Source organism: Nonomuraea endophytica, from assembly GCF_014203235.1.
Taxonomy (GTDB): domain Bacteria; phylum Actinomycetota; class Actinomycetes; order Streptosporangiales; family Streptosporangiaceae; genus Nonomuraea; species Nonomuraea endophytica.
The window spans coordinates 1,184,556-1,210,111 of the sequence record NZ_JACHIN010000001.1; the positions used below are offsets into that span (position 1 = coordinate 1,184,556).

Below are 25,556 nucleotides of genomic sequence, written 5' to 3' on the forward strand. Positions count from 1 at the left end.
TCGCTTTCCCGCGGCCTTGCTGACGCGGCTTTCCGTCAGCGCGTGGCGGCCTTTCTGATGCGGTCCACGTCGCCGCGCTCTGCCGGTGGGAGTGGTGCGCCGACCGAGGCGCGTAGTTCCGCCGCCTCGTCCAGCAGTTCCAGGGCCCGCGTGGAGTCGCCCTCCAGGACGGCCACACCGGCCAGTCCTTCCAGCGCGAGCGCCATCGAGCGCGGGTCGCCGAGCGCGCGTGCCGCCCGCAGCCCCTCCTCGTGCAACTCCCTCGCCGGTACGGCGGCGCCCCGCGACTCGGCGGCGAACCCCAGCTCGGCCAGGATCAGCGTCACCCCGTAGAAGGGCACGTCGTAGTCGGCCTCCAGGCAGCGGTTCCACTCCAGCGAGGCCCGGAACAGCCTCTCGGCCTCGTCCAGGTCACCGGAGCGCCGCGCCACCAACCCCAGCCCCACCCGCGCGAACTCCTCCGCGAACCGGTTCGACTGCTCCGCCGCCAGCCGCATCCCCCGCTCGTGGAACTCCCGCGACCGCTCCAGTTCCCCCGTCAGCAACGCGATCCGTCCCAAGCTGGACAGCCGGTAGGACACGTCCGTCCACAACCGCAGGTCCTCGGCGATCCGCAACCCCTCCCGGTGCAGGGCCGCGGCACGTTCGTAGTCGCCGCCGATCTCGGCCAGATAGCCGAGCTGGTCGTTGGCTTGAAGCCGGCCCCACTGGTCCCCCAGCTCGGTGAAGATCTCCAGGCTCTCCACGCCACTGCGCTCAGCCCGCGCGAACTCCCCCTGGAAGATCGCCTGCTTCGCCCGTCCCATCAGCGCCGCGGCCTCACCCCACCGGTCGCCCGAGGCGCGGAAGTCGGCCAGCGCCCCGTCGAGCAGCGGCCCGGCCTTGCCCACGTCGCCCAGGTGCAGGTGGGCGTGCGCGATGAACCACCGCGACCGGGCATCCGGCTCGCCGTCCACTTCCTGGTACGGCAGGCCGAGCAGCATCGCGAACCCCGGCTCCCAGGCGGTCCCCCTGGTCAGGCGGTAGGCCTCGGTATGCCGCCCGCGCAGGTACAGGTACCAGGCCAGCCGATCGCCCGTGTCCACCGCGCGCAGGTTGGTCATCTCCTCGTCGAGCCTGGCCAGCCATTCGCGCTGGGCGTGGCCGTACAGGTGGGGGCGGGCGCGGTCGGCGAGGTCGGTGTAGTAGGCGTCGCGCCGCGCGAACAGCGGGTCGTCCGGCGCCAGGCGCTCCAGGCAGTAGGCGGCGATGCTCTCCAGCAGCCGGTAGCGCGGCGGCTCGGCGACGACCATCGACCGGTTGACGAGCTGGTCGACCAGCTCGGCGTCGATCCCGGCGGCCTCCAGCGTGCAGCCGCCCGGGTGGACGGCCAGCGCGCACAGCGCCTCCTGCTGTGGCGGGGCGAGCTGCTCCCAGCTCCAGTCGATCACCGCGCGCAGGGTCCGCTGACGGACCGGCAGGCCGCGCGTGGTCCCCGAGAGCAGCCGGAACCGGTCGTCGAGATGTTCGGCCACCCCCTGGACGCCGAGCGCGCGCACGCGGGCCGCGGCCAGTTCGAGGGCCAGGGGCAGACCGTCCAGACGGCGGCAGATCGCCTCGGCCCACGGCATGGCGTCCGCGTCCAGCGTCACGCCCGCGCGGGCGGCGAACAGGCTCAGGGCGTCGGGCGTGGCCAGCGGGGCGACCGGGTACACGGCCTCGCCGGGGATGGCCAGCGGCTCCTGGCTGGTGGCCAGCACCCGGAGCCCCGGAGCGGTACGCAGCAGCAGGTTCACCAGCTCCGCCACCGGCTCGACGAGGTGCTCGCAGTTGTCCAGGACCAGGAGAAGCTCACGCCCGCTCAGGGCATGGGCCAGCCGCTCCGGCAACGCCGCCCTCCCGGAACGGGCCACCGCCTCGTCCCGCACGTCCAGCACGTCGGCCACCACCTCGGCGACGGTCGCCGCGTCCTCGGCGCTCAGCCCGGCCAGCTCCACCAGCCAGGCGTTCTCCAGAAGGGAGGCGGCGGCCAGCGCGAGCCGCGTCTTCCCCACCCCACCAGGCCCCGTCAACGTAACCAGCCGAGACCCGCCGGAAGACCCGGAAGACCCGGCACCCCCAGAGGATCCAGCGCCCCCGGACGACCCGACGCCTCCAAGCGGCCCCGAAGACCCGGCACCTCCTGAGGACCCGGCACTCCCGGGCAACCCGGCCCGTCCAGGGGACCCGGCGCTTCCAAGGGACCCGGCCTCTTCAGGGGAGCCGGTGTCTTCGAGCGGCGCGGGAGACCCGGCGCCCTCGGACGACGACCCGGTGCCGAGGAGGGCTCTGACCTGGGCCACGGCTGTCTCTCGGCCGATCAGGGGGGTGAGGGGGGTGGGGAGGTTGGTGCGGGGGCGGGCTGAGGACGTGGCGGGGGTGGGGGCGGGGGCCAGGGACGGGTCCTGGCGGAGGATGGACTGGTAGAGCTCCACCAGCTCAGGCCCCGGGTCCACGCCCAGCTCGTCCGCCAGCCGCTCCCGCAGCGCCGTGTATCCGGCCAGCGCCTCGGTCTGGCGGCCGGCCCGGTACAGGGCACGCAGGTGTACGGCACGCAGCCGCTCACGCAGCGGATGGTCGGCGACCGGCTCGGACAGCTCGTCGGCCAGCCGCGTGTGCTCGCCCAGCGCCAGCCGTACCTCGGCGTGCTCTTCCAGGGCGGTCAGGCGCTGTTCGTCGAGGCGGGCGGCGGCGGCGCGGGCGAACTCCTCGTCGCGGAAGTCGGCGTAGGCGGGTCCGCGCCACAGGGACAGGGCGTCGGCGAGCAGGGCGGCGCGGGCGCGCGGGTCGTCTTCGGCGCGGGCGCGGGTGAGCAGGCGGGCGAAGGCGAGGGCGTCCACGTCGCGGGCGGGCAGGACGTAGCCGGCGGGCTCGTACCGGACGAGGTCGCGGCCTACGACGCGGCGTAGCTGGGAGACCTTGGTCTGCAGGGTGTTGGCCGGGTTGCCGGGCGGGTCCTCGCCCCACAGGTCGTCGGCCAGGCGGTCGGCGGGGACCGGGCGGCCCTCGTGGACCAGCAGGTCGGCCAAGAGCGCGCGCACCTTCAGCTCGGGTACGCGGACCGGTTCACCGTCGTCGGACCACACCGAGAGCGGGCCAAGCACACCAAATCGCACCAGGTCACGGTACCCCCAGCGGACCCCCAGCCGTCCGTGCGGGCCCCGGCGCACAGTGGGACCCACAGCGCCACGGGAGAGGAGGCGGGGATGCGGGTCACGATCATCATCGGGAGTGTGCGGCAGGGCCGGTTCGGGCCCACTGCGGCGAAGTGGATCCAGGAGCGCGCCGGGCGGCGGTCCGGCCTGGAGGTCGACGTGATCGACCTCGCGGAGGCGTGGCTGCCCACGGTGCTGCCCGAGGAAGGGGGTCCGGAGCCGCCGGCCGTACGGGATCTGCGGCCTTGGCTCGCACGGGCGGAAGCGTTCGTGATCGTCACGCCCGAGTACAACCACAGCTATCCCGCCTCGCTCAAGAACGCCATCGACTGGTACCGCGAGGAGTGGCGGGGCAAGCCCGTCGCGTTCGTGGCCTACGGCGGCGAGTCGGGCGGACGGCGGGCCGTCGAGCACCTGGAGCCGGTGTTCGCCTGCCTCGGCGCCGTCCGCGCCGGTGAGCCGGTGCTCTTCCGCAACCACGAGAACCCTGAAGACAGCGAAGCCGAGCGACTGCTCGACACCCTTGAGGAGAATGTCATGAACCGCGAAATCCGCCTGGCCGTCCGTCCCTCCGGTGAGCCGGAGCTGCGTGACTTCGAGCTGGCCACGACCGACGTCCCGCGGATCGGCGAGGGCCAGGTCCTGGTGCGCAACACGTGGATGTCCGTGGACCCCTACATGCGGGGCCGCATGGACGACGTGGAGTCCTACATCCCGCCGTTCCAGATCGGGCAGCCGCTGGACGGCTCGGCCGTGGGCGAGGTGGTGGACTCACGCGTCCCGGAGATCCCGGTGGGCGCCACCGTGGTGCACTTCCTGGGCTGGCGTGAATACGCCGTGGTCGACGCCGCGCAGGCGACGGTCGTGGACCCGTACCTGGCCCCTGAGGAGGCCTACCTGGGCGCGCTGGGCACCACGGGCCTGACCGCCTACGTCTCGCTCACCGAGGTCGCCCCGGTACGGCCCGGCGACACCGTCTTCATCTCCTCGGCAGCCGGGGCGGTGGGCAGCGTCGCCGGCCAGCTGGCCCGCAAGCTGGGCGCGGCCAGGGTGATCGGCTCGGCGGGCGGGCCGTTCAAGGCCAAGCGGCTGGTGACCGACTTCGGGTACGACGTCGGGATCGACTACCGGGCCGGCTCGGTGGCGGAGCAGCTGGCGCAGGCCGCGCCCGACGGCATCGACGTCTACCTCGACAACGTCGGCGGCGACCACCTCGTGGCCGCGATCGACGCGCTCAAGGTCGGCGGCCGGATCGCGATGGTGGGCGCCATCAGCGCCTACAACGCGACCGAGCCGGTGCCCGGCCCGGCGAACCTGTTCAGCCTGGCGCACAAGAGCGCGACGCTGCGCGGCATGCTGGTCAGCCACTACCTCGACCGTTTCCCCGAGTGGATCGGCAAGGCGGCGGGCTGGCTGGCCGACGGCTCGCTGCGTACCGAGTCGACGGTGGCCGAGGGCATCGAGCGGGCTCCGCAGGCGTTCCTGGACGTGCTGGGCGGCGGGAACGTCGGCAAGATGCTGGTCAGGCTGTGACCACGGCGGCGGTGACCACGGTGTGAAGACGCCAGCCGAGTGTGGAGTAGAGGGCCCTGCCGTCGGCGGTGGCCAGCAGGACGCCCGTCGCGGCGCCCCGCTCGGCCCCCGCGGACGACAGGGCCTTCATCACGACGCTGCCGAGCCCGCGGCGGCGGTGGCCGGCCGCGGTCTCCACCTTGTCGACGACGCCGGTGACGCCGGTGAGCGCGAGCTGGCCGCGGGCGGCGACCTCTCCGTCGCCGGTCAGCAGCCGGGCGGTGACGACCTGACCGCGCTGGACGACGGCGAGCGTGTAGCCGCCGGGTGCGGCCACCTCGGTACGGCGCAGCCGCGCCGTCATCATGAACTCCGGCGTCTGGATCGACCAGGCCGGGGTGAGCGAGGGAGCCACCTGCTCGGCGGGCGCGCACACCTTGAGCCACGTGCCGGGCGTGTCGAGTGTGCCCGCCAGGTGACGCAGAACCGCTGGTGAGGCTTTCGGGAGGATGTGGCGTACGAGGTGTCCCGGCAGGCCGACGTCGACGCGGAGACCCCAGAGCTCCTCGACCGGCTGCTTCGTGGCGCGTGAGACGGCCCAGCCCCGTGCCCAGGCCCGTACGATGTCTACGCTCATGACAGACCAGCTTAGGTTGATATATCCGCTTTTCTGGCTCGGAATATCCGGGTGCGAGCAATCTCACCAGCGCGGCGTGGCACCGCCTGCCCGGCACGGGCGGACGGTATGGTCCCCGGTGTGCTGCGCGTCGAGATTCATGGACACCGGGGAGCCAGGGGACTCTGGCCCGAGAACACCCTGCCGGGATTGAGCCGCACGATGGAGCTCGGGGTCCATGCCCTGGAGCTCGACGTGGCGCTCACCTCCGACCGGCGGCTGGTGCTCACCCACGATCTCACCGTCTCCGCCGTGACCAGCGCCGACACCCGGCCGCTGACGGCCGGCGACCCCGACTTCCCGTACGTGGGCAAGCCCATCAACGGCCTCAACCTGGCCCAGCTGCGCATGCTCGACGTCGGAGTACGGCTGCCGCGCCACCCCGACGACCCCTTCGCGCTGACCCAGGTGGCCGTCCCCGACACCAGGATGCCCACGCTGGGCGCGGTCCTCGGCCTGGTCAACGCCTACGAGGCCGACGGCGTCCGGCTCCACGTGGAGCTGAAGTCCGACCCGACGCGCCCCGAGCTGACCCCCGACCCCGAGCTGTTCACCGACCTGGTCCTGGACGAGCTCGACCGGCACGGCCGCCTGGACAACGCGGCGATCCTGAGCTTCGACTGGCGCATCATCGCCCACGCGGCGAAGAAGGCGCGGGACACCAGGCGCTTCGCGCTGATCGAACTCGACACGCTCCACTGGCACGGCTGCCTGGGCGACGACATCCCCGCGGCGGCCGCGGCGGCCGGCGCGACGACGCTCTCGCCCGAGCACGTGATGGTGGACGAGGCGCTGATGGCCCAGTGCGCCGCCGCCGGACTCGACGCGGCAGTCTGGACCGTCAACGACCCCGCCCTGGCCGCGCGCATGCTCGACCTGGGGGTCGCCGGTGTGGTGACCGACTACCCCGACAGGATGCGGAAGCTGTGGGCCGAGCGCGGCCTGGACCTGCCGAAGCCGGTCCGCCCGCTCAAGCCCGTAGCCGTCTGACCAGCAGCTCAGCGGCCGATGGCCAGGTAGACCGCGCGCACTGCCAGCGCCCGCTCGATCTTGTCGATGATCGGCGCGAAGAACTGCCGGCGGTGGTCGCGGTCGCTCATCGAGGTGACGACGAAGTACATGCTGCCGAACCCGGCGAACAACGTCGCGATCCGCAGCAGCGCCACCGGCAGCACGGGAATCAGCGGCGAGGGAACGGGCCGCGAGCCGATCCACTGCTCGGCCGTCTCCGGGGTGACCATGAGCAGGCCGAGAATGAGAAAGAAGCCGAACAGCACCACGCCCAGCACCGCCGCCTGCACGAGCTGGCGGACGGCCAGCATCAGCGCCACGTTGCGCACCTGACGGCCGCTGAGCGGCACCGCGCGCAGCGGCCCGTCCCGCGTCAGCTCCTCGAACGGCGCCCCGGCCAGCGGCGTGTTCCGGCAGGCCGACGCCAGCCTGGACGCGCTGAAGTCCTGCTCGACCCGGCCGATCTCCTCCCGCAGCCGTGAGGCGGACGCGAGCACCGCGACCGAGGCGAACAGGACGACGACCAGGGCGATGCGCCACCACTCCAGCCGGTTGACGGCCTGCCACAGCTCACCGGTGAAGAACAGGAACAGCGTGACGAACAACAGCGCGGGCAGCGCCCGTCCCAGCAACTGGACGCTGTTGCTCAGGTCGGAGAGGGTACGCCGGATCGCCCGGCCCAGCAGCGCGCCGAAGCCGTACGTCGTGCCCAGCACGGTCGCGGCGAAGGCGGCGGCGAAGAAAAGCACGAACCCGAGCACGCCCAGCCACCGCCCGGCGGGCGGCGTGACGTCGCCGTCCACGGCCACCTGAAGCAGCGGCACCGCGACCGGCATCAGCATGTAGACGACCAGGACCACGACCGTGGTCCTGGGTGAGAAGAGCGTCAGCCTCCTGGCCGAGACCACCCCGACCAGGCGTACGACCACCGCCACGACGATCACCCAGCCGAGCAGCAGCCAGAGGCCCGACCCCATGCTCTTGAGCGGCACCAGCCACAGCAGCGAGACCAGGGCCACGAACGCCAGCGGCGGCACCATCCTCGGCAGCACGTCACGCCTGAAGGCGTAGCCCTCGATCATCGTGGGGACACCGTGGCGGACGAACCAGCGCTCGGTCTGGACTCGCTGCACTGACACTGGCAACAGGGTAGCTCTACAACCAGCCGTTACGGCGGAAGCCGCGGTAGAGGAACGTGCAGACGGTGATCATGAGGGCCACGATCGCCGGGTAGCCCCAGATCTGGTCCGAGCCCGGCAGGAAGTCGAAGTTCATGCCGTAGATCCCGGCGATCATCGTGGGCACCGTCAGTATGGCCACCCACGAGGAGATCTTGCGCATGTCCTCGTTGGCGAGGGTGTTCGATCGGGCCAGGGCGGCCTGGAGGATGGAGTTGGCGAGCTCGTTGGAGGACTCCACCTGCTCGCACACGCGGGCGAGGTGGTCGCTGACGTCGCGGAAGTACTCGCGCATCTCCGAGGGGATCACCCGCCGCTGGGGCAGCGCCGCCATGGGCGACTGCAGCGGGGTGACCGCCCGCTTCATCTCCAGCATCTCCCGCTTGAGCTGGTAGATCCGGTTGATGTCGCGGGAGCTGACGTCGGCGAAGACCGTGGCCTCGACCTCCTCCAGCTCCAGCTGCATGAGGTCGGCCACCTGCAGGTAGCGGTCCACGACGTAGTCGGAGATGGCGTGCACCACACCGGCCGGGCCGCGGTCCAGGAGGTCGGGGCGGCTCTCCAGCTTCTCGCGTACCTCGGTCAGCGGGCAGTGCTCGCCGTGGCGGACGGTGACCACGAAGTCGGCGCCGAGGAAGACCATGATCTCGCCGGTGGCGATGATCTCGCTGGTCGCGGTCAGCTCGTCGTGGTCGAGGTAGGCGATGGTCTTGAGCACCAGGAACAGCGAGTCGCCGTAGCGCTCGACCTTGGGCCGCTGGTGCGCCTTGACGGCGTCCTCCACGGCCAGGGGGTGCAGGCCGAAGACCTCGGCCAGCCACTCCACCTCGGGAGCCTCCGGCTCGTGCAGTCCCACCCAGACGAACGCCCTGGACCCGGTCTTGTTGTGCTCGCGCACCAGCTCAAGGGACTCGACGATGCCCGGGGCGACGACCTTCTCGCCGCCTATGTAGGCGCCGTACTCGACGATGGAGTCGACCGGTGGCACACAGGCCTCACGCACGGGCTTGGTGAGCTGGCGCGCTACGTGGGGCTTCTTGACGGGGTGGCGGTTGATACGACGGAAAAGGGTGGACGAGCGCATGGCAGTCCCTTTCCGCCCGACCTGGGCCTGCCCACGCGTAGTGAAGAGTCACCTCAATCAAGGAAATGGCGTGGTGGCACGATCAGGCTGCCGGATTGGAGTGGTCGGGGGTATGCACGGCGTACGTGGACGAGCACGTACTGCTGGGATCACCAGGATTCATCCCGGACCACCTCCAATCACAAGAGACGCCACAAAGCCGCCCTAACTTACCACAGGGGGGTCAACTCAGCTGACGATACTCGCCAACAGCCCAGGAGAACCGGCAGAACTCCACAAAACTTCCCCATGCTGCCGCCTAAGTCTGCCCTCGGCGGTCAGGGCGGCGCGGGCCTGGGACAATGGGGTTCGTGCGCGTTCTAGTCATCGGCTCCGGCGGGCGTGAGCACGCCCTGTGCCGCTCACTCAGCCTCGATCCCCAGGTCAGCGACCTTCACTGTGCCCCCGGCAACGCGGGCATCGGGCAGGTCGCCACCATCCATCCCGTCGCCGCGACCGATCCGGCGGCCGTCACCGCGCTGGCGGTCCGCCTCGGCGCCGACCTCGTCGTGATCGGGCCGGAGGCGCCGCTGGTCGCGGGCGTCGGCGACGCCGTCAGGGCGGCGGGCATCCCCGTTTTCGGGCCGTCCGGCGAGGCGGCGATGATCGAGGGATCGAAGGCGTTCGCCAAGGAGATCATGGCCGCGGCCGGGGTGCCCACGGCCCGCTCGCGCGCCTGCTCCACGCCCGGGGAGGCGGCCGCCGCGCTGGCCGAGTTCGGCGCGCCGTACGTGGTCAAGGACGACGGGCTGGCCGCGGGCAAGGGCGTGGTGGTGACCGGCTCGCTGGAGGCGGCCCTGGAGCACGCGGCCTCGTGCGAGCGGGTGGTGATCGAGGAGTTCCTCGACGGGCCCGAGGTCTCGCTGTTCGCGCTGTGCGACGGGCGCGACGCGGTGGCCTTGCGTCCGGCTCAGGACTTCAAGCGCGCCTACGACGGCGACGAAGGGCCCAACACCGGCGGCATGGGCGCCTACACGCCGCTGCCCTGGGCGCCCGACGACCTCACCGAGCAGGTCATGCGGGAGGTGGTGCACCCGACGATCGCGGAGTTGGGGCGGCGCGGCCTGCCGTACATCGGAGTGCTTTATGTGGGTCTGGCCCTGACGGCCAAGGGGCCGAAGGTCATCGAGTTCAACGCGCGCTTCGGCGACCCGGAGACCCAGGTGATCCTCGACCGGCTGGCCACGCCGCTGGGCGGGCTGCTGCTCAGCTGCGCGACCGGCGGGCTCGGCGCGGCCGGCGAGCTCGCCTGGCGCGAGGGCGCGGCGGTGACCGTGGTCGTCGCCGCCGAGAACTACCCCGCCGACCCGGTCAAGGGCGACGTGATCACCGGGCTGGAGCCGACGGCCGACGCCTACGTGATCCACGCCGGCACCGAACTCGTCGACGGCCACGTGGTCTCCGCGGGCGGCCGGGTGCTCAGCGTGGTCGGCACCGGCCCCGACCAGGCCAGCGCCAGGGCCCACGCCTACGACCTGGTCGCGCGGGTGAACCTGCGCGGCTCGCACTACAGGACGGACATCGCCCGATGAAGCACGTGCACTCCGGCAAGGTACGCGACCTCTACGTCACCGACGAAGGCCTGCTGATGATGGTCGCCTCCGACCGGATCTCCGCCTACGACCACATACTCGAACCCGAGATCCCGGACAAGGGCGCGATCCTGACGCAGCTCTCGCTGTGGTGGTTCGACCAGCTCAAGGACGTCGTGCCCAACCACCTGGTCACCCACGGCCCGGACGCGCGCAGCGTGGTGTGCAGGCCGCTGGAGATGGTGCCGGTCGAGTGCGTGGCGCGCGGCTACCTGACGGGCTCGGGCCTGCTCGACTATCAGCGCACGGGCGAGATCTCCGGCGTACGGCTGCCGCCCGGCCTGGAGGACGGCTCCAAGCTCCCCGAGCCCATCTTCACCCCCACCACGAAGGCGCCGGTCGGCGAGCACGACGAGCCGATGACCTTCGAGCAGGTCGTGGAGAAGGTCGGCGAGGAGACCGCGCACGAGTTGCGCCGGATCACGCTCGACGTCTACACGCGCGGCGCCGAGATCGCCCGCGAGCGGGGCATCATCGTGGCCGACACCAAGATCGAGCTCGGCCGTGACCACGACGGTGTTCTCATGCTCGCCGACGAGGTCCTGACACCCGATTCCTCGCGGTTTTGGCCGGCCTCTGAATGGAAGCCCGGTGGTCCTCAACCGTCCTTTGACAAGCAGTATGTCCGTGATTGGTTGACGTCACCCGATTCAAGCTGGGACAAATCCTCTGGAAACCCTCCCCCCGCATTGCCGGACGAAGTAGTCAATCGCACCAGAGCGCGTTATCTCGAGGCATACGAGCGGCTCACTGGTACGCCATTTAGCGGGTGATTCGGCCGGGGCAGGCGTGGCGAGCGGCTACTGTTGGCCCGTTCAAGCCCGACCCATAACTTCCCGAGGAGCCGCACGGATGGTCCGATACCGCGTGCGCGGTGGCAACGCTTTGCGTGGAACCGCCTTCATCCAGGGCGCGAAGAACGCCGTGCTGCCGATGATCGGTGCGGCTCTTCTCGCCCCCAAGGGCCGTACGGTCCTGCGCAACGTGCCGATCATCGAGGACGTACGCCGGGCCGTGGAGCTCGCGGAGGCCATCGGCGCCTACGTCGAGCTGCACGAGTCCGAGCGCACCCTCGTCATCGACGCCTCCAGCCTGGCCAGCCCGGTGCTCCCGGCCGAGATCGCACGGCGCTTCCGCGGCTCCGTGCTGTTCACCCCGGCCCTGCTCCACCGCCTGGGCGAGGCCATCGTGGAGGGCGTCGGCGGCTGCAACCTGGGCAGCCGCAACCTCGACTTCCACTACCTGGGCTACAAGCGCCTGGGCGCCATCGTGGACGAGGGCGAGACCGTCATCCACGTCAAGGCCTCCGGCCTGACCGGCGCCACCCTCTACCTCGACACGCCCTCGCACACCGGCACCGAGAACCTCATCATGGCCGCCGCCCTGGCCAAGGGCACCACCGTGATCGAGAACGCGGCCCTGGAGCCCGAGGTGCTCGACGTCATCGACATGCTCACCAAGATGGGCGCGAAGATCAGCGGCGGCGGCACCGGCTTCATCACCGTCGAAGGCGTCGAGGAGCTCCACGCCGTCGAGCACACCGTCATGCCCGACCGGCTCGACGCGGGCGTTTTCGCCATGGCCGCCGCGCTCACCGGCGGCGACGTCAGCCTCGTCGGCACCGGCCTCGACCTGGGCGTCGTGCGCTACAAGCTGGAGCAGATGGGAGTCGAGTTCGCCACCCAGGGCGCCGTGCTGCACGTGCGCTGCGACCGCCAGCCGCTGCGGCCGATCAACATCATCACCGACACCTACCCGGGCTTCGCGACCGACCTGCAGTCGCCGATGATGACCGTCGCGTGCCTGGCCGAAGGCGTCAGCTACATCCACGAGCGCATCTTCGACGGCCGCTTCGCGCTGGCCGGAGAGCTCAACAAGATGGGCGCCGACGTCGAGGTCGAAGGCAGCAGAGCCATCGTGCGCGGCGCCACCCCGCTGTCCGGCGCACAGGTGACCGCCCATGACTTGCGCTCCGGTATCGCTCTGGTTCTCGCCGGACTGGCCGCGAAGGGCGAGACGGTCATCGAGTCCGGATACCTCATCGACCGCGGCCACGCCCATCTCGCCGAGCGAATGCGGGCCCTGGGAGCGGACATTACGCGAGAGATTTCAGGACGCTGAAAAAGCCTGTGAAATACGCTGTGAGCTGCTAAAACAGCTCACCGGGCGGTCAACCAGAACGGCTTTCCGGAAAAGTCGGGCGTGACATTACGGCCCCCGCGAGCGATCGTTCCAAAAGAGAGCACTGCAACGGACGGCAGGATGGGACGAACATTGGTCGAGAGGGCCGAAGAAACTCCCCGAGTGTCACGCCCGGGCGCCATGACACCGGATCTGACCATTGGCGTGGTCGGCCCGCACGATCTGGTCGAGCGGGTCATGCTGATGGGTCACGCAGCCGCGCCCTTGCCGTGCCGCCTTGTGGCCGCCGCCTATCGAGATGAGCAGGAGGCGCCCGACAAGGTGACACGGCTGGGTCCCGGTGTGGACGCTTGCCTGTTCGCCAGCCCGGTCCCTTATGACCTGGCCCGGCGATCAGGCGTGTTGACCATGCCGGCGACCTACGTGCAGCTTGGCGGCAGCGCGTTGGTGGCTGCTTTGGCCAAGGCGGCGCTGGACACTCGGATCGACCCCAAACGGGTCAGCATCGACGTGGTCTCACGGGCCGAGGTCGAAGAGGCCTACACCGACCTCGGCATCGCGGCCACAGATGTGCACAGCCGCGACGAACCCGGAGCCACCGGGACGATCGCGGCCTACCACGAGCGTCTGCTGCGGCAGGGCGCCACCACAGGCGCCCTGACCTGCCTGCCCACAGTGGCCGAACGCCTGCAGACAGCAGGCGTCCCGGTCATCAGGATCAGGCCCACCTCGGGCGCGGTGCGCACAGCGTTGCACACCGCCGCACTCCTCGGCGCGCACCACCGCCTCGAGGAGTCGCAACTGACCGTGGTGCTGGTGGAGGTGCCTACGCTGCGCGAACCCGTGCGGCGCGCGGCACCACGCTACTGGCGCGACGAGCTACGCCTGTCACTGCACCGGCTGCTGGTCCAGGAAGCGAACCGGATCAACGCCACCGTCTGGCCGATCGACGATCACGCCTACCTGGTGACTGCCACCAGAGGCTCGATCACGGCCGCGACAGACGGATTCAGGGTGCTGCCGTTCGCCTCCAGGATCCGCGAGGAACTGGGGCTGGCGGTCGAGGTGGGCGTCGGGATGGGGCGCACCACGCATGACGCCGAGTCGCACGCCAGGGCAGCCCTGGCGCGCACACAGGCGGGCAAACAGGCACAGGGATTCGCCGTGGACCGCGAGGGCCGCGCGCTGATCCCGGCGCCCAGGATGCCGCCGCAGGGATCCACCACGCTCAAACCCAAGGGCGTGGAGGTCTTGGCGCGGCTGGCGGCCAAGCTGGAGGGCGGGGACACAGTGGTGGACGCGGAAGGGGCCGGGCGCATGCTCGGCGTCACGCCGCGTACCGCCCGGCGGTTGCTGCGCACGTTGGTTGACGAGGGGCTTGCGTGGCCGCTCCCGCCCAACCGCACTCCACAGCCTGGCCGTCCCCGCCAGCTGTATCGGCTGATCGTGGAAAAACTCGGTCCCCGCTGAACGGTCCGCCGTCCCCCCTTCCCCTTTCGCGGACGGCGGACCCCGACTTCTTCTGGAGGTGGCTTTTTCTTCTGTGAGGTGTTGTTTGGTGCGGTCTGCTCGTGATGCTGCGGCCGCCCGTTCGGTGTGCTGTTCGTGACGGGCTTTTCCGTTACGGCGCCGCCACCGCCCACGCCACCCGCCGACGTCGGCGGGCGCCGATCGGGGGGATCGCTTCTCACGTCGGACGTGGTCCCCACCGCAACGGCCCCCGTCAACCAGCGGACCCGGCCCTAACCCGATCCCGCCTCCCGGCCCAAGTGCCAGGAGGCGGGATCGGCCTTTTAACCCCCACAACACCCCGCCCCTGCCTCTCGCCCACCTCCGACCGCCTTTACCTCTCGCCCACCTCTGACCACCGCCCCGAGGTAAGGCGCGACTCCCGGGACACGGCGGCCTGCCCTGGGTCGGAGACGAGGCGGAGCCCAGCCAGGGTTTGCCGGGCGACGGCGCTCGGCCCGCGGGCTTGCCGGGAGGCGCAGCTCGCCCATCGCCGCTTCCCCGGACGCAGAGGCCTGGCGCGGCCTCCGGCCGACGCCACTAGGCAGAGCCCCGCTCCTTTGGCGGTGCCGGGAGGCGGATCCCCGCTCCTGCGGCTGATGCCAGGACGCAGAGCTCGCGCCTCGCCGCTTCCATGACGCGCAGGCAGGCCCATGGTCGGCGACGAGGCGGAGCCCGGCCGGGCTTGCCGGGAGACGGAACCCGGTCCAGGGCTGGCAGGGCCGGAACCCGGTCCAAGCCTGGCAGGGCCGGAACCCGGTCCAAGCCTGGCAGGGCCGGAACCCGGTCCAAGCCTGGCAGGGCCGGAGCCTGGCCCAGGGCTGGCAGAGGACGGAGCCGGGCCCACGGGCTTGTCTCGGGGGTGGAGCCTGGTCTGTGGGTGGGGTGGGGTCTTGGGTGCTTGTGGGGTTTGAGGGGTTGGGGGGAGGGTTTTGGCGACTCGCCGAGGGGATGATCGGGGTTGATTGCGGCCGGGTGGGGTATGTTTTCTTCGCCCCCGATCGACTGATTCGGACGGGGGCACCAATCTTTCTCCGCCCGTCTCAGCAGGCGCAGGCGATGCCCGAGACCGGTGCGGTCAGTGCGTCCATGGGGTTGCGGACCACCCCATCGGCGGTTTCCACGGGGAAGCCTTCCCGGGACCAGTACTCGAAGCCGCCGATCATCTCCTTGACCCGGTAACCGAGCTTGGCGAACTCCAGTGCCGCCCGGGTCGCGCCGTTGCAGCCGGGTCCCCAGCAGTAGGTCACGACCGTCGCGTCGTCCGGGATCAGGGTGCGGGCCCGGGTGGCGATCTCGGCGGTCGGCAGGTGGAGGGCGCCGTGGATGTGGCCCTGGTTCCAGCTTTCCCCGCTGCGGGAGTCGATCACCACTACTCCCGGGGCGTCTGACTCCAGGTCGGCTGCCACGTCGGAGACGTCGGTCTCGAAGGTCAGGCGGGCGGCGAAGTGGGCGAGGGCGGCGGCGTTCGGGGCGGGGGCGACGCTGGTGACGGCGGACATCTCCGGGGTTCCTTTCTCGGGCTGATGTCCGAAATCCTGCCGGTCAGCGCGCGACCCGACGAGTGGCGTAGATGCCTCCTACCGCTAATATCCCGCCAAGGCCGGAAATGTCGGTCGGCGGCGCTATTGTCATGAGCTATGCAAGCAAACGCCACTGACCGGCGCGCCTCGCTCCTGGTGTGGGGCGCACTCGCGATCGTCTACGTGGTATGGGGATCCACCTACCTCGGCATCGGCATCGCGGTCGAGTCGCTTCCGCCCATGTTGAGCGGCTCCATGCGGTTCATCAGCGCTGCGGTGCTTCTGGGCGGGTTCCTGCTTCTGCGCAAGGGCAAGAGCGCGTTCCGGATGACCGGGCGGGAGTTCGTCGGCGCCGCGGTCGCCGGCCTGCTGCTGCTCACGCTGGGCAACGGCATGCTGGCCGTGGCCGAGCAGTACATCTCGACCGGACTCGCGGCGCTGCTCGTCGCTTCTGTGCCGTTGTGGCTGGTGGTTTTCAGGTTCGTGGTGCGCGACCGGCCCAAGGCGCTGACGCTCGCGGGCGTGCTCGTGGGTCTGGGCGGCGTGGCGGCGCTCTCGCTGACCGGCGGCGAGGCGGCCGCCACGGGCGGCATCGTGATCGTGCTGCTGGCCTCGGTGTCGTGGGCGATCGGGTCGTTCCTGTCCAGCCGGATCGCGATGCCCGCCAACGCCTTCGCCACCTCCACCGTGGAGATGCTCGTCGGCGGGGTCGGACTCGCGATCCTCGGCACCGGGCTCGGCGAGCGGCTCGACGTGACCGCGGTCAGCTCCCGGTCGTGGCTGGCGCTGGTCTACCTGATCCTGGTGGGGTCGCTGATCGGGTTCACGGCGTTCTCGTGGCTGCTGGGCAACGCGCCGATCTCGCTCGTCGCCACCTACGCCTACGTCAACCCGGCCGTGGCCGTCGCGCTCGGCGCGCTCGTGCTGGGCGAGGTGATCACGCCCCAGATCATGATCGGCGGCCTGGTCATCCTGGTCGGCGTCGCGCTGGTGATCTCAACCGAGCGGAAGCGAACGCAGCGCGCCGTCGAAGGCCTCGACGGTGAAGGCGAGGTCGGCCTCGGTGTGCGCGGTGGACAGGAACCACAGCCCCCTGGGGACCATGTTGACCCCCCGCTCGAGCAGCGCCGCGTGTAGGAGCGCCATTCTGGCGCGGTCCGTGCGGGCGAAATCGCGATAGTCCCGTACGGCCGGCGCGTCCGTGAAGTACGTCTGGAACACCGGGCCGGGCCCGTCCACCAGCAGCGGGACGCCCGCCTTCTCCGCGACCTCGCGGATGCCCTCCATCAACGCCCGGCCCCTCGCGTACAAGGTGCCGTAGACCTCCTCGCGCCGTTCGTCCAGGATGCGCAGGGTGGCCTCGGCGGCGGCGATGCCGACGGGCTGGGAGTTGAACGTGCCGGCGTGCGCGACCTTGCCGCCGGAGATGGAGTCCATGACGAAGGCGCGCCCGGCCAGCGCGGAGACCTGCATGCCGCCGGCCATCGCCTTGCCGAAGACCGACAGGTCGGGGGTGACGCCCAGGTACTCCTGCGCGCCGCCGGGCGCCAGGCGGAAGCCGGTGATGATCTCGTCGAAGATGAGCAGGCTGCCGTGCCGGTCGCACAGCTCGCGTACGGCCTCCAGGTAGCCGGGCTCGGGCGCGATGGCGCCGGTGTTGCAGAGCACCGGCTCGCAGACCACGGCGGCGATCTGGCCGGCGTGCGCTTCCATGATCCTGGTCAGGGTCGCCAGGTCGTTCCAGGGGGCGATGACCAGGTCCGCGGCTTCGGGCTGGCCTGCCGTACCGGAGACTGGGACGGGCGCGTCGGCGGGGCCGGCGAGATCCACGGCGGGGTGCACGCTGTAGAGGACCGGGTCCAGCCAGCCGTGGTAGTGGCCCTCGAACTTGAGGATCTTACGGCGGCCGGTGTGGCCGCGCGCCAGGCGCCAGGCGGCGTGCGCGGCCTCCGAGCCCACGGTGTTGAAGCGGACGCGCTCGGCCGAGGGGATCATCGCGCACAGCCGCTCGGCCACACGGACCTCGGCGGCGTGCTGCGCGGAGTAGACGATGCCGCGGGCGACCTGGGCGCTGACGGCCTCGACGACCTCCGGCGGGCAGTGGCCGAGCAGGGCGGGGCCCTGGCCGAGGACGTAGTCGACGTACTCGTTGCCGTCCACGTCCCACAGCCGCGAGCCGGCCGCGCGCTCGACGTAAAGGGGCACTCCCGAGGTACGGCGGGCGTCGCTGGAGACACCTCCGGCGATGTACTTCCGGGCGGTGGCGTAGAGGTCGCGGCTGGCGTCCAGGGTGCGGCTCATGCCGACCATCAAACGGGATACTTCCCTCGGACCACCAGCAAGAGGGCAAGAAGCGGGTCGTCACCGCAAATTTCGGTTCTTGTGGGCGGCCAGCGGGCTTGATGGGGTAAACACCATGTTCCTTGGACGCATCCGGCGGACCGCCTCCGCCCCCGTCGAGCTGGTCGCCCAGCGCGACGGCGCCCTGATCAGCCTGGCCGACCTCGGCACCGACGACCCCGTCGCGCTCCTGGACTCCTATGGCCTCGACCGCCTCACCGAGGAGGTGGCCCGGCGCCGGCCGGTCCTGGACGAGGCCGGCGTGCTGTTCGAGCCGCCCGTGGCCACCTGCACCAAGATCTGCTGCCTGGCGCTCAACTACGCGGCGCACGCCGAGGAGAGCAACATGGAGGTGCCGCCGGAGCCGGTGTTGTTCCTGAAGCCGCCCTCCGCGCTGACCGGGCACAACCAGCCGGTGATCGCGCCCGCCCGCACCCGGCACCTCGAACACGAGGTGGAGCTGGCCGTCGTCATCGGCCGCCGGACCCGCGACCTGCCCGCGGAGCGCTGGAAGGAGGCGGTCGCCGGATACACCGTGATCAACGACATGACCGCGCGTGACCTCCAGCTGGCCAACATCTCCAGGAACGTCCCCTGGGACCAGTCCAAGGGCTTCGACACGTTCGCGCCGGCGGGGCCGTACCTCGCGACCGTGGACGAGGTGCCGGACCCGCAGGCGCTGGAACTGACGCTTGAGGTGGACGGCCAGGTCAGGCAGCGGGCCAACACCAAGCAGATGGTGTTCGGCATCCCGCGGCTCATCGCCGACCTGTCGGACGGGATGACGCTCATGCCCGGCGACCTCATCGCCACCGGAACGATCGCCGGCATCGCCCCGCTCAAGGACGGCGACACCATGCGGGCCACGGTGGAGGGCGTCGGCACGCTCGTCAATACGGTCAAATTTCGGTCCGCCTAAAGTAGGGGCATGACCTACGCCGTCGCAGCCCTGGTGGACATCGACGACTACATCGCCTCCGAGCAGGCCCAGGGCCGGCCATGGGCGCAGGGCCAGCTCAGGCGGGCCTCGCGGGCCGTGGCCGAGGCGGCGACCTGCCGTCCGGGCGTCACGTGGCGCCCGGAGCCACCTGAGGAGTGGCTGGTCCTGCTCACCGGCGCGGACCCCGCCGCGCTGATGTCCGAGGCGGCGACACTCGCCGAGGAGGTACGCGCGCGGATCGTCCGCGAAACGGCCTGGACCGCGACGGTGAGCATCGGCCCGCCCCGATCGGGCCCGCTGGAGGCCGAACGCGAGGCCAGGCTCGCGAACGACTACAAGCTCGTGCTCGGCGGCGACCGCGTCATCGAACTCCCCGGCGCGCACGCCCTCCCCACCGCCCCCACACCGCCGGTACGCATCGAGCAGGAGCTCACCCGCCGCGTCCGGGCCGGCGACCGCGACGGGGCCGCCGGGCTGCTGGCCGGATGGATCGACCGGTGCGCCCGCGAACCCGGCGTGGACCCCCGCATTCTGCGCAACTGGCTCATCGGGCAGTTGCTGTTCGTGGTGGACGTGGCGGGGCCGGCGCGGCTGGCCGACGGCTCGACCGACTGGGTGGAGGCCAGCGCGCGGCTGCCGATCGAGGACATCGTGACGGTCGGCGACATCCACGAGCGCTCCTACCTGCACATCTGGCTGAAGGAACGGCTCGGCCGACTTCTGCCCTCCAGCCCGAGGCGCGACATCCTCGGGCTGGCCGAGGCCTACCTCGCCGACCACTACACCGATCCCGGGCTGCGGCTGGCTGACGTCGCGGCCGCTGTTTGCGCCAGCCCGTTCTATATCTCGCATCTGTTCGCCGAGGAGCGGCAGACCACGTTTCTGCGGCATCTGACCGGGTTGCGGCTACGGCATGCGCGGCGGTTGCTGACCAGTTCCGGGCTGCCTGTCGATGTCATCGCTGCGCATACCGGGTATCCGAGCACCAAAGCCTTGCGTAGCGCTTTTCGGCGGCATGTGGGGTGTTCGCCTACGGAGTATCGCAGGGCTAGATTTCGGCCCGGACCGTAACTAGGGTGGGGTGTCATGGACTTGGCGATCGACGGCGGACAGACCGGACTGCGGGTCGCTCTCTCATTTCGTGGGCAGGTGCGCGAGGTCAGAGAGTTGGCCGGGCTGTCGTATGCCGAAGGGTCGCCCGCTGACGCCGTGCTCGCGCGGCTTTCCCCCCTGGAGTTGCCCAAGGGGGTGGACACCGTCTGCCTCGGACTCACCACGCTCCTCGACGATCCTGAACGGCTCGCGCGGCTCCTCCTGGAGCACACCCGACGGGTCGTCATCACCACCGACGTGGTCACCTCGCACGCGGGCGCCTTTCCTTCCGGGAACGGCGTGGTCTTGGCCGCGGGGACCGGCGCGATCGCCCTCGGCATCGCGGCTGCGGAATCCCCGCCGGTTCAGGTGGACGGGTGGGGGTTTCTGTTCGGGGATGCCGGGAGCGGGTTCTGGATCGGGCGCCGGGGGTTGGATGTCGCTTACCGGGGCTTTGACGGGCGGGGGCCGGAGGGGTCGTTGACGGCGCGGGCGCGGGAGGTCTTCGGTGACCTCGCCACGCTGCCCCACCGGCTCTACCTCGCCCAAGACGCGGTGGCGCGGATCGCTCGCTTCGCCCCGCATGTGTTCGAGCTGGCCGCCACCGACGCGGCGGCCGGCGAGATCGTAGACGCGGCGGCCACGGAGCTGGCGGGCACCGTGGCCGCCGCCGCACGTCACTTCACCGGCGAGGTACCCGTCGCCTGGACCGGCCGCCTGCTCCGCGACGAACGGTTGCGAGCCGGGTTCGAGTCGGCGCTGAAGTCCCGGCTGCCCCAGGCCCGCATATGCCCGGCGGCAGGTGACAGCCTGACCGGCGCCGCCCGCCTGGCCGCCGCCCCCGACCTCGGCCTCTACGCGCCCCTGGCCACGGTGACCCACCGCGAGGCAGCTCAGTGAGAGTGGGATACGGCTCCGCCGAACTACCCGTGCCCAACGGCACCCCGATGGGCGGCTACATCGACCGCCCAGGCCCCTCCACCGGCACCCTCGACCCGCTCCGGGTCAGCGCGGTCACCTGGTCCGACGGCGAACGTCGCTTCGCCCTGGCCGTGGCCGACGTGATCTGCGTCAACACCGACCTGGCCGAGTACGCCCGCCAGGCCGTAAACCTGGACGAACACGCACCAAGAACCACAAACCAGGGCACGTCAGCGACCCGGCCGACGCGGCAGGACGAGCCCGCACGACGAACCGCAGACCAGGACAAGCCCGCGACCTGGCCGATGGGACAGGACGAGCCCGCAGGACGAACGGCAGGCGAGTCCAAGCCCGCCTCCACGATCACGCCGCAGGACGAGCACGCACGACGGACGGCACAGGACGAGCCCGCCTCCGCGACCACGGCGCGGGGCGGACACGCGGGGCGCCCTGCAGAGGTCGGGGATGTCGAACCGGTGTGTGAGCTGTGGCTGGCGGCCAGTCATACCCATGCGGGTCCCGAGACCGGGTGTGTGCCCGGGGGTGGGGTCACGCCTGGGCCGTGGTTGGAGCGGGTTTCGGGTGCGGTGCGCGCCGCCGTACACAGGGCTGTGGATAGTGAGCGGGCGGCGGACGGGACGGCTCATCGCGGTGAGTTGCTCGGCGTCGGCGCCGACCGCAGCCGGCCGAACGCGGCCAGGACGGTGCCGCTGGACGTCGTCGCGGTGTGGGGGGACAGCGGGCTGGCCGGGGTGGTCGTGGTGCTGCCGGTGCATCCGACCGTGCTGCCCGCGAGCAACCTCCTGGTCAGCGCGGACCTGGCGGGGGCGGTGCGGAGGGCGTTGCGGGCGCGCCTCGGGGACGGTGTGTGGGCGGTGGTGGCGACCGGCGCGGCCGGAAACGTCAGCACCCGCTTCACCCGCCTCGGCCAGGACGCCGCCGAACTGGACCGGCTCGGCGGCCTGGTCGCCGACCGTTGCGTCGAACTGCTGGCCCAGCCCGGCGAACGGGCCTGGACGGGCACCGACCAGATCAGGACAGTCCGGGCACGACGCGACCTGCGCCGAGCCCAGACGGACGCCGACCACGGCTCCCTCGCCGCCGACTACGCCACCGCCACCGCCACGGGCGACCCGGTGGCCGCCCGGCTGGCGCGCAGCAGGCTGGAAGGCGTACGCGCCAGAGCCCTCGGTACCCCGCCATTCACCGACACCATCCCTGTGGACGTGAGCGTGGCCAGAGTGGGGTCGCTGGGCCTGGTCGGCCTACCGGGCGAGCCGTTCCTCGAAGTGGCGGAGCGCATCACGAACGGTCTCGGCCCCATCGCCGTGCTCGGCTACGTCAACGGCTACCCCGGCTACCTGCCCACCGCCGAGGCGTACCAGCGTTCGGACTACGAGGTTCTGGTCAGCGCCGTCGCCCCCGGCAGCGCCGAGACATTGGCCGACACCGCACGACAGCTTTTGGAGGAAGCGTGATCGATCAGGACGCGTACGCGGAGGTCGCCAGGTCGGCGGTCGAACGACTGGTGACCAAGGAACGGGACGCGATCGCCCGCGCCGGAACCCTGATCTTCGAGTCGCTGAGGGCGGGCGGCGTGCTCCAGGCGTTCGGCACCGGCCACTCCCGCTCCATCGCCCTCGAACTCGTCGGCCGGGCCGGCGGCCTGGTCCCCGCCAACCAGCTCGGCATCCGCGACGTGGCCTATTACGGCGACGCCACCCCCACCGACATCCTCGACCCGAAAATCGAACGCGAACCCGGCCTCGCCGCCCGCATCTGGGCCCTCGCCCCCATCCACCCCGAGGACGTCTTCGTCATCATCTCCAACTCCGGCGGCAACGCGGCCATCGTCGAAATGGCCCAGCTCGCCGTGGACCACGGGCACCAGGTCATCGCGATCACCTCCCGCGCGCACACGTCCCGCGTGCCGTCCGGCCCGCGCCTCGCCGACCTCGCACACGTCACCATCGACAACGGCGCCCCATACGGCGACGCCGCCCTCCCCCTGCCCGACGGCACCACGATCTGCCCAATCTCCAACCTCACCGGCGTACTGGCCGCCCAGCTGCTGGTAGCCGAAGTCGTCAGCCACCACCTGACCGCCGGACTGACTCCCCCGATCTTCCGCTCCGCCAACACCCCGGGCGGCGACGAGCACAACGCCGCGCTCCTGCAGAAGTACGGCCCCCGCGTCCGCCTAGGCGACGCCTGACCTAGACTCACGGCATCGACGACGAACTCATCCAGGCCGCCGCGCACGTGGCCCGCACGCACTGCCGGGGCGACAACCACACCATGGCCGCTGCGGCCCGTGCCCGGAACGGCCGGATCATCACCGCAGTGAACGCCTACCACTTCACCGGCGGACCGTGTGCTGAGCTGGTCGTCATCGGGGCGGCGGCCGCTCAGGGCGCGCACGAGCTGGACACCATCGTCGCGGTCGGCGACCGCGAGCGCGGCGTCGTGCCCCCATGCGGCCGGTGCCGTCAGGTCCTCCTCGACTACTTCCCCGGGTATCAAGGTGATCGTCGGCGACGGGGACCGCTTGCGGGCAATGCCCATCACCGAGCTCCTGCCCGCGGGCTACGTCTGGGCCGACCACCAGCTCGACTAGGAAGCTGTTTCTTGGATCAGGTTCGAAGCCAGATGATCAGGGTGGCCAGGGTGACGGTGCCGAGGAAGATGTAGGCGCGCTTGTCATAGCGTGTGGCCACGGCTCGGAAGTTCTTCAGCCGGTTGATCGCCCGTTCCACGACGTTGCGTGCCTTGTAGCGGTCGGCGTCGAAGCCGGTGGGGCGTCCGCCCGCCGAACCGCGCCGGCGGCGATGGGCGTGTTGATCACGTGGCGTGGGGATGGTGTGGCGGATCTTGCGACGGCGCAGGTAGGCGCGGTTGGCGCGGGAGGAATAGGCCTTGTCTGCGGCCAGGCTGTCGGGCCGGGTGCGCGGACGTCCTGGTCCCCGTCGGGTATCCGGATGGCGCCCAGCACCGGCTGCAATTGTGGACTGTCGCCGTGCTGGCCCGGTGTCAGGACCAGTGACAACACCCGGCAGCGGCCGTCCGCGGACAGGTGGATCTTGGTGGTGAACCCGCCCCGGGAGCGGCCTAGGCACTCCCCAGCCTGACCACCTCCGCCAGCCGGGCGGCCAGCGCGACCAGCACCGGATCGCCCCGGTTTGTCCCGGCGGCCTCCCCCTTTTGCCGCCCCGGTGCGGGCGGCGGGGGTGGTGTGCGGGGCGCGCCGGCAGCGTGCTGGTGCGCCCGGACGGTGGTGGAGTCCACCGCAATGTCCCAGTCCACCCGGCCCTCAGCATCTTGCTCGGCCTGGACCGCACTCAGCAGCATCTGCCAGGTGCCATCGGCCGACCAGCGGCGATGCCGTTTGTAGACCGTGATCCACGGACCGAATCGTTCGGGCAGGTCACGCCACGGCAACCCGGTGCGGGCCCGATACAACACGCCGTTGATCGTCCTGCGGTGATCATTCCATCGACCGCCCCGCTGGCCCGCCTCGGGTAGCAGCAGCTCGAGCCGCGCCCACTCCGCGTTCGTTAAGTCACCTCGACCCATGCACTCATCGTGATAGGCCAGGCACGAATGGTCAGCAGATCTAAGAAACAGCTCCTAGACGTCTTACGAAGCCAACCGGGCGTGGGTGCCGGGATTGGTCTCGCCGCCGGGCCAGCTGATTTCTACCTACACCTCATTGAGGAAGAGGCCAAGGACATCGGCGAGCGCGGCGATCGCCGGAACGGCGGGGGTGGCGACCTGGCCGGGCTCGATCTTCCGAAGGGTCTCCGGGAAGACACTGGTGTTCAGTACGGTGTCGAGCATTGAACGCTCTCCCCTGGCACGGCGGAGGTACTGCCCGCGCTCGACCTCGGCAGGAGAGTGCGGCAACCCAGCCATTGCTCCAATTATAATACCGGTATAGTTATTGGTCCTCGAACAAGGCGCGATACTGAACCCCACCGAGGTGGCCCGGGCCAAGAACACCGGGGTCATGGTCGCTGACACCTTGCAGATGCTGAAGACCCGGAGCACGGCAGGCAAGAGCCTCCTGGACATCGACCAGTAGACCGAGGCCATGATCGTCGAGGCCGGAGCGAAGTCTTGCTACGTGGAGTACGCGTCGTCCTTCGAACGCGGGCCGTTCGCTCACTGCATCTGTACGGCGGTCAACGACGCACCACTCACGGGATGCCGAACGACTACAAGCTCACCAACGGCGACCTACTGACGCTCGACCTCGCTGTCTCCAAGGGCGGAGTGGCCCGCAGACTCCGCCATCAGCTTCATCGTGGGCGACGCGAAGCCGCCGGAGAGTGTCCCGGTGATCGACGCGACCGAGCGCGCCGCCCCGGGGGATAGCCTCCGCCCACCCCGAAGTTCGCATCGGCGGCATCTCTCATGCCATCGGCTCCGTGCTCAGCGAGGCGGGGTACTCGATCAACACCGAGTTCGGGGGCACGGGATCGGGTCGACGATGCACCAGAGCCCGCACATCTCCATCACAGGACGGCCCGGCCGTGGCTACAAGCTGCGGCCGGGGTTGCTGCAGGCATGGGAGCCGTGGGTGATGGCCGACACCGCCGAACTCGTCACCGACGCGGACGGCTGGACCCTCCGAAGCGTGACAGGCTGCCGTACGGCGCGCAGCGAACACGATCGCCATCACCGACGACAGCGCCGAAATCCTCACCTTGCCCAAGTAGGGGCTTTCAGCTGGCGCGGCGACAGCCACAGAGCTTCCGGCCTCTCGACGATGCGGGCGGCCGCTCAGAATCGGCAAGCAATATCAAGCCGAAGTCGTACGGCGGC

The 25,556-nt window shown here is 70.7% G+C and carries 19 protein-coding genes and 4 pseudogenes; 15 read left to right on the forward strand and 8 right to left on the reverse strand.

The genetic code is table 11. The annotated features are described in order from the left end of the window. Positions 1-35 precede the first annotated feature (35 nt). On the reverse strand, positions 36-3,134 hold the full coding sequence (locus HNR40_RS05675; RefSeq protein WP_184958856.1) for an AfsR/SARP family transcriptional regulator: 3,099 nt from the start codon (positions 3,132-3,134) through the stop codon (positions 36-38). Between the two features lie 90 nt (positions 3,135-3,224). On the opposite strand from HNR40_RS05675, the pseudogene HNR40_RS53480 reads away from it, so the two are divergent. Continuing rightward, positions 3,225-3,629: pseudogene (locus HNR40_RS53480) on the forward strand (NADPH-dependent FMN reductase); the annotation flags it as partial. An 81-nt stretch (positions 3,630-3,710) separates the two neighbouring features. After that, complete coding sequence (locus HNR40_RS05680; RefSeq protein WP_221340107.1) at positions 3,711-4,706, forward strand: NADP-dependent oxidoreductase; 996 nt, start codon at positions 3,711-3,713, stop codon at positions 4,704-4,706. Here the strand turns inward: HNR40_RS05680 and HNR40_RS05685 are convergent. After that, a complete protein-coding gene (locus HNR40_RS05685; protein WP_184958858.1) occupies positions 4,696-5,322 on the reverse strand; it encodes a GNAT family N-acetyltransferase in 627 nt (208 codons plus the stop codon). The genes HNR40_RS05680 and HNR40_RS05685 overlap by 11 nt on opposite strands. 108 nt (positions 5,323-5,430) lie before the next feature. On the opposite strand from HNR40_RS05685, the gene HNR40_RS05690 reads away from it, so the two are divergent. Next, the gene (locus HNR40_RS05690; RefSeq protein WP_184958859.1) at positions 5,431-6,351 is read left to right on the forward strand and encodes a glycerophosphodiester phosphodiesterase family protein; all 921 of its coding nucleotides are present in this window, start codon (positions 5,431-5,433) and stop codon (positions 6,349-6,351) included. Positions 6,352-6,359: 8 nt separating this feature from the next. Here the strand turns inward: HNR40_RS05690 and HNR40_RS05695 are convergent, their stop codons facing one another. Beyond that, positions 6,360-7,511 (reverse strand): hypothetical protein, encoded by a 1,152-nt coding sequence (locus tag HNR40_RS05695; protein WP_184958860.1) that lies wholly within the window; start codon positions 7,509-7,511, stop codon positions 6,360-6,362. 16 nt (positions 7,512-7,527) lie between these two features. Next, the gene (gene corA, locus HNR40_RS05700; RefSeq protein ID WP_184958861.1) at positions 7,528-8,634 is read right to left on the reverse strand and encodes a magnesium/cobalt transporter CorA; all 1,107 of its coding nucleotides are present in this window, start codon (positions 8,632-8,634) and stop codon (positions 7,528-7,530) included. A 350-nt stretch (positions 8,635-8,984) separates the two neighbouring features. On the opposite strand from corA, the gene purD reads away from it, so the two are divergent. The 4 genes from purD to HNR40_RS05720 all read left to right on the forward strand — a co-directional run bounded on the left by purD (position 8,985) and on the right by HNR40_RS05720 (position 13,877). Next, entirely contained in the window at positions 8,985-10,205 is a 1,221-nt protein-coding gene (purD, locus tag HNR40_RS05705; RefSeq protein ID WP_184958862.1) for a phosphoribosylamine--glycine ligase, read from the forward strand. Further along, entirely contained in the window at positions 10,202-11,038 is an 837-nt protein-coding gene (locus HNR40_RS05710; protein ID WP_184958863.1) for a phosphoribosylaminoimidazolesuccinocarboxamide synthase, read from the forward strand. Before purD ends, HNR40_RS05710 begins: the two co-directional genes overlap by 4 nt. A 79-nt stretch (positions 11,039-11,117) precedes the next feature. Beyond that, entirely contained in the window at positions 11,118-12,386 is a 1,269-nt protein-coding gene (murA, locus tag HNR40_RS05715) for a UDP-N-acetylglucosamine 1-carboxyvinyltransferase (RefSeq protein ID WP_184958864.1), read from the forward strand. A gap of 201 nt (positions 12,387-12,587) precedes the next feature. After that, positions 12,588-13,877, forward strand: coding sequence for a transcriptional regulator (locus tag HNR40_RS05720; RefSeq protein ID WP_184958865.1), 1,290 nt, complete (start codon positions 12,588-12,590; stop codon positions 13,875-13,877). Positions 13,878-14,959: 1,082 nt separating this feature from the next. On the opposite strand, the gene HNR40_RS05725 is transcribed toward HNR40_RS05720, so the two are convergent. Beyond that, positions 14,960-15,418: a rhodanese-like domain-containing protein gene (locus tag HNR40_RS05725; RefSeq protein ID WP_184958866.1), complete on the reverse strand. Its 459-nt coding sequence runs from the start codon at positions 15,416-15,418 to the stop codon at positions 14,960-14,962. 138 nt (positions 15,419-15,556) lie between these two features. On the opposite strand from HNR40_RS05725, the gene HNR40_RS05730 reads away from it, so the two are divergent. Next, positions 15,557-16,576, forward strand: a complete 1,020-nt coding sequence (locus HNR40_RS05730; protein WP_246508352.1) for an EamA family transporter — start codon at positions 15,557-15,559, stop codon at positions 16,574-16,576. On the opposite strand, the pseudogene HNR40_RS05735 reads toward HNR40_RS05730, so the two are convergent. Continuing rightward, positions 16,511-17,749: pseudogene (locus tag HNR40_RS05735) on the reverse strand (aspartate aminotransferase family protein); the annotation flags it as partial. The gene HNR40_RS05730 and the pseudogene HNR40_RS05735 overlap by 66 nt on opposite strands. Positions 17,750-17,855: 106 nt before the next feature. Between HNR40_RS05735 and HNR40_RS05740 the strand changes: the two are divergent. The 6 genes from HNR40_RS05740 to HNR40_RS57805 are packed head-to-tail and all read left to right on the forward strand — an operon-like array spanning position 17,856 to position 23,423. Then, the gene (locus HNR40_RS05740) at positions 17,856-18,698 is read left to right on the forward strand and encodes a fumarylacetoacetate hydrolase family protein (protein ID WP_221339924.1); all 843 of its coding nucleotides are present in this window, start codon (positions 17,856-17,858) and stop codon (positions 18,696-18,698) included. 9 nt (positions 18,699-18,707) lie between these two features. Continuing rightward, positions 18,708-19,790, forward strand: a complete 1,083-nt coding sequence (locus HNR40_RS05745; protein ID WP_184958868.1) for a helix-turn-helix transcriptional regulator — start codon at positions 18,708-18,710, stop codon at positions 19,788-19,790. 15 nt (positions 19,791-19,805) lie between these two features. Next, the gene (locus tag HNR40_RS05750) at positions 19,806-20,711 is read left to right on the forward strand and encodes an N-acetylglucosamine kinase (protein ID WP_184958869.1); all 906 of its coding nucleotides are present in this window, start codon (positions 19,806-19,808) and stop codon (positions 20,709-20,711) included. Then, positions 20,708-22,210 (forward strand): hypothetical protein, encoded by a 1,503-nt coding sequence (locus tag HNR40_RS57065; RefSeq protein WP_184958870.1) that lies wholly within the window; start codon positions 20,708-20,710, stop codon positions 22,208-22,210. Before HNR40_RS05750 ends, HNR40_RS57065 begins: the two co-directional genes overlap by 4 nt. Further along, the gene (locus tag HNR40_RS57070) at positions 22,207-22,947 is read left to right on the forward strand and encodes a sugar isomerase domain-containing protein (RefSeq protein WP_184958871.1); all 741 of its coding nucleotides are present in this window, start codon (positions 22,207-22,209) and stop codon (positions 22,945-22,947) included. The genes HNR40_RS57065 and HNR40_RS57070 overlap by 4 nt, the downstream gene beginning before the upstream one ends. Positions 22,948-22,976: 29 nt before the next feature. Continuing rightward, positions 22,977-23,423 carry a hypothetical protein gene (locus tag HNR40_RS57805; RefSeq protein WP_376773455.1) on the forward strand — a complete coding sequence of 149 codons (447 nt, stop codon included), beginning with the start codon at positions 22,977-22,979 and terminating at the stop codon, positions 23,421-23,423. Here HNR40_RS57805 and HNR40_RS05770 read toward each other — a convergent pair. Both HNR40_RS05770 and HNR40_RS54230 read right to left on the reverse strand, forming a co-directional pair. Further along, positions 23,366-24,305 (reverse strand): annotated as a pseudogene (locus HNR40_RS05770) (IS5 family transposase). The gene HNR40_RS57805 and the pseudogene HNR40_RS05770 sit on opposite strands and share 58 nt — an antisense overlap. A 126-nt stretch (positions 24,306-24,431) precedes the next feature. Further along, on the reverse strand, positions 24,432-24,569 hold the full coding sequence (locus HNR40_RS54230) for a hypothetical protein (RefSeq protein ID WP_246508353.1): 138 nt from the start codon (positions 24,567-24,569) through the stop codon (positions 24,432-24,434). 169 nt (positions 24,570-24,738) lie between these two features. Here HNR40_RS54230 and map point away from each other — a divergent pair. Further along, a pseudogene (gene map, locus HNR40_RS54235) lies at positions 24,739-25,450 on the forward strand (type I methionyl aminopeptidase). Positions 25,451-25,556: the final 106 nt, after the last annotated feature.

Excerpts from the sequence above, each read along its gene's own strand:
- HNR40_RS05680 (WP_221340107.1), top strand. The coding sequence starts at position 3,711 with ATGAACCGCGAAATCCGCCTGGCCGTCCGTCCCTCCGGTGAGCCGGAG.
- HNR40_RS05685 (WP_184958858.1), bottom strand. The coding sequence starts at position 5,322 with ATGAGCGTAGACATCGTACGGGCCTGGGCACGGGGCTGGGCCGTCTCA.
- HNR40_RS05690 (WP_184958859.1), top strand. The coding sequence starts at position 5,431 with ATGGTCCCCGGTGTGCTGCGCGTCGAGATTCATGGACACCGGGGAGCC.
- corA (WP_184958861.1), bottom strand. The coding sequence starts at position 8,634 with ATGCGCTCGTCCACCCTTTTCCGTCGTATCAACCGCCACCCCGTCAAG.
- HNR40_RS05710 (WP_184958863.1), top strand. The coding sequence starts at position 10,202 with ATGAAGCACGTGCACTCCGGCAAGGTACGCGACCTCTACGTCACCGAC.
- murA (WP_184958864.1), top strand. The coding sequence starts at position 11,118 with ATGGTCCGATACCGCGTGCGCGGTGGCAACGCTTTGCGTGGAACCGCC.
- HNR40_RS05720 (WP_184958865.1), top strand. The coding sequence starts at position 12,588 with ATGACACCGGATCTGACCATTGGCGTGGTCGGCCCGCACGATCTGGTC.
- HNR40_RS05725 (WP_184958866.1), bottom strand. The coding sequence starts at position 15,418 with ATGTCCGCCGTCACCAGCGTCGCCCCCGCCCCGAACGCCGCCGCCCTC.
- HNR40_RS05730 (WP_246508352.1), top strand. The coding sequence starts at position 15,557 with ATGCAAGCAAACGCCACTGACCGGCGCGCCTCGCTCCTGGTGTGGGGC.
- HNR40_RS05740 (WP_221339924.1), top strand. The coding sequence starts at position 17,856 with ATGTTCCTTGGACGCATCCGGCGGACCGCCTCCGCCCCCGTCGAGCTG.
- HNR40_RS05745 (WP_184958868.1), top strand. The coding sequence starts at position 18,708 with ATGACCTACGCCGTCGCAGCCCTGGTGGACATCGACGACTACATCGCC.
- HNR40_RS05750 (WP_184958869.1), top strand. The coding sequence starts at position 19,806 with ATGGACTTGGCGATCGACGGCGGACAGACCGGACTGCGGGTCGCTCTC.
- HNR40_RS54230 (WP_246508353.1), bottom strand. The coding sequence starts at position 24,569 with ATGCTCGACACCGTACTGAACACCAGTGTCTTCCCGGAGACCCTTCGG.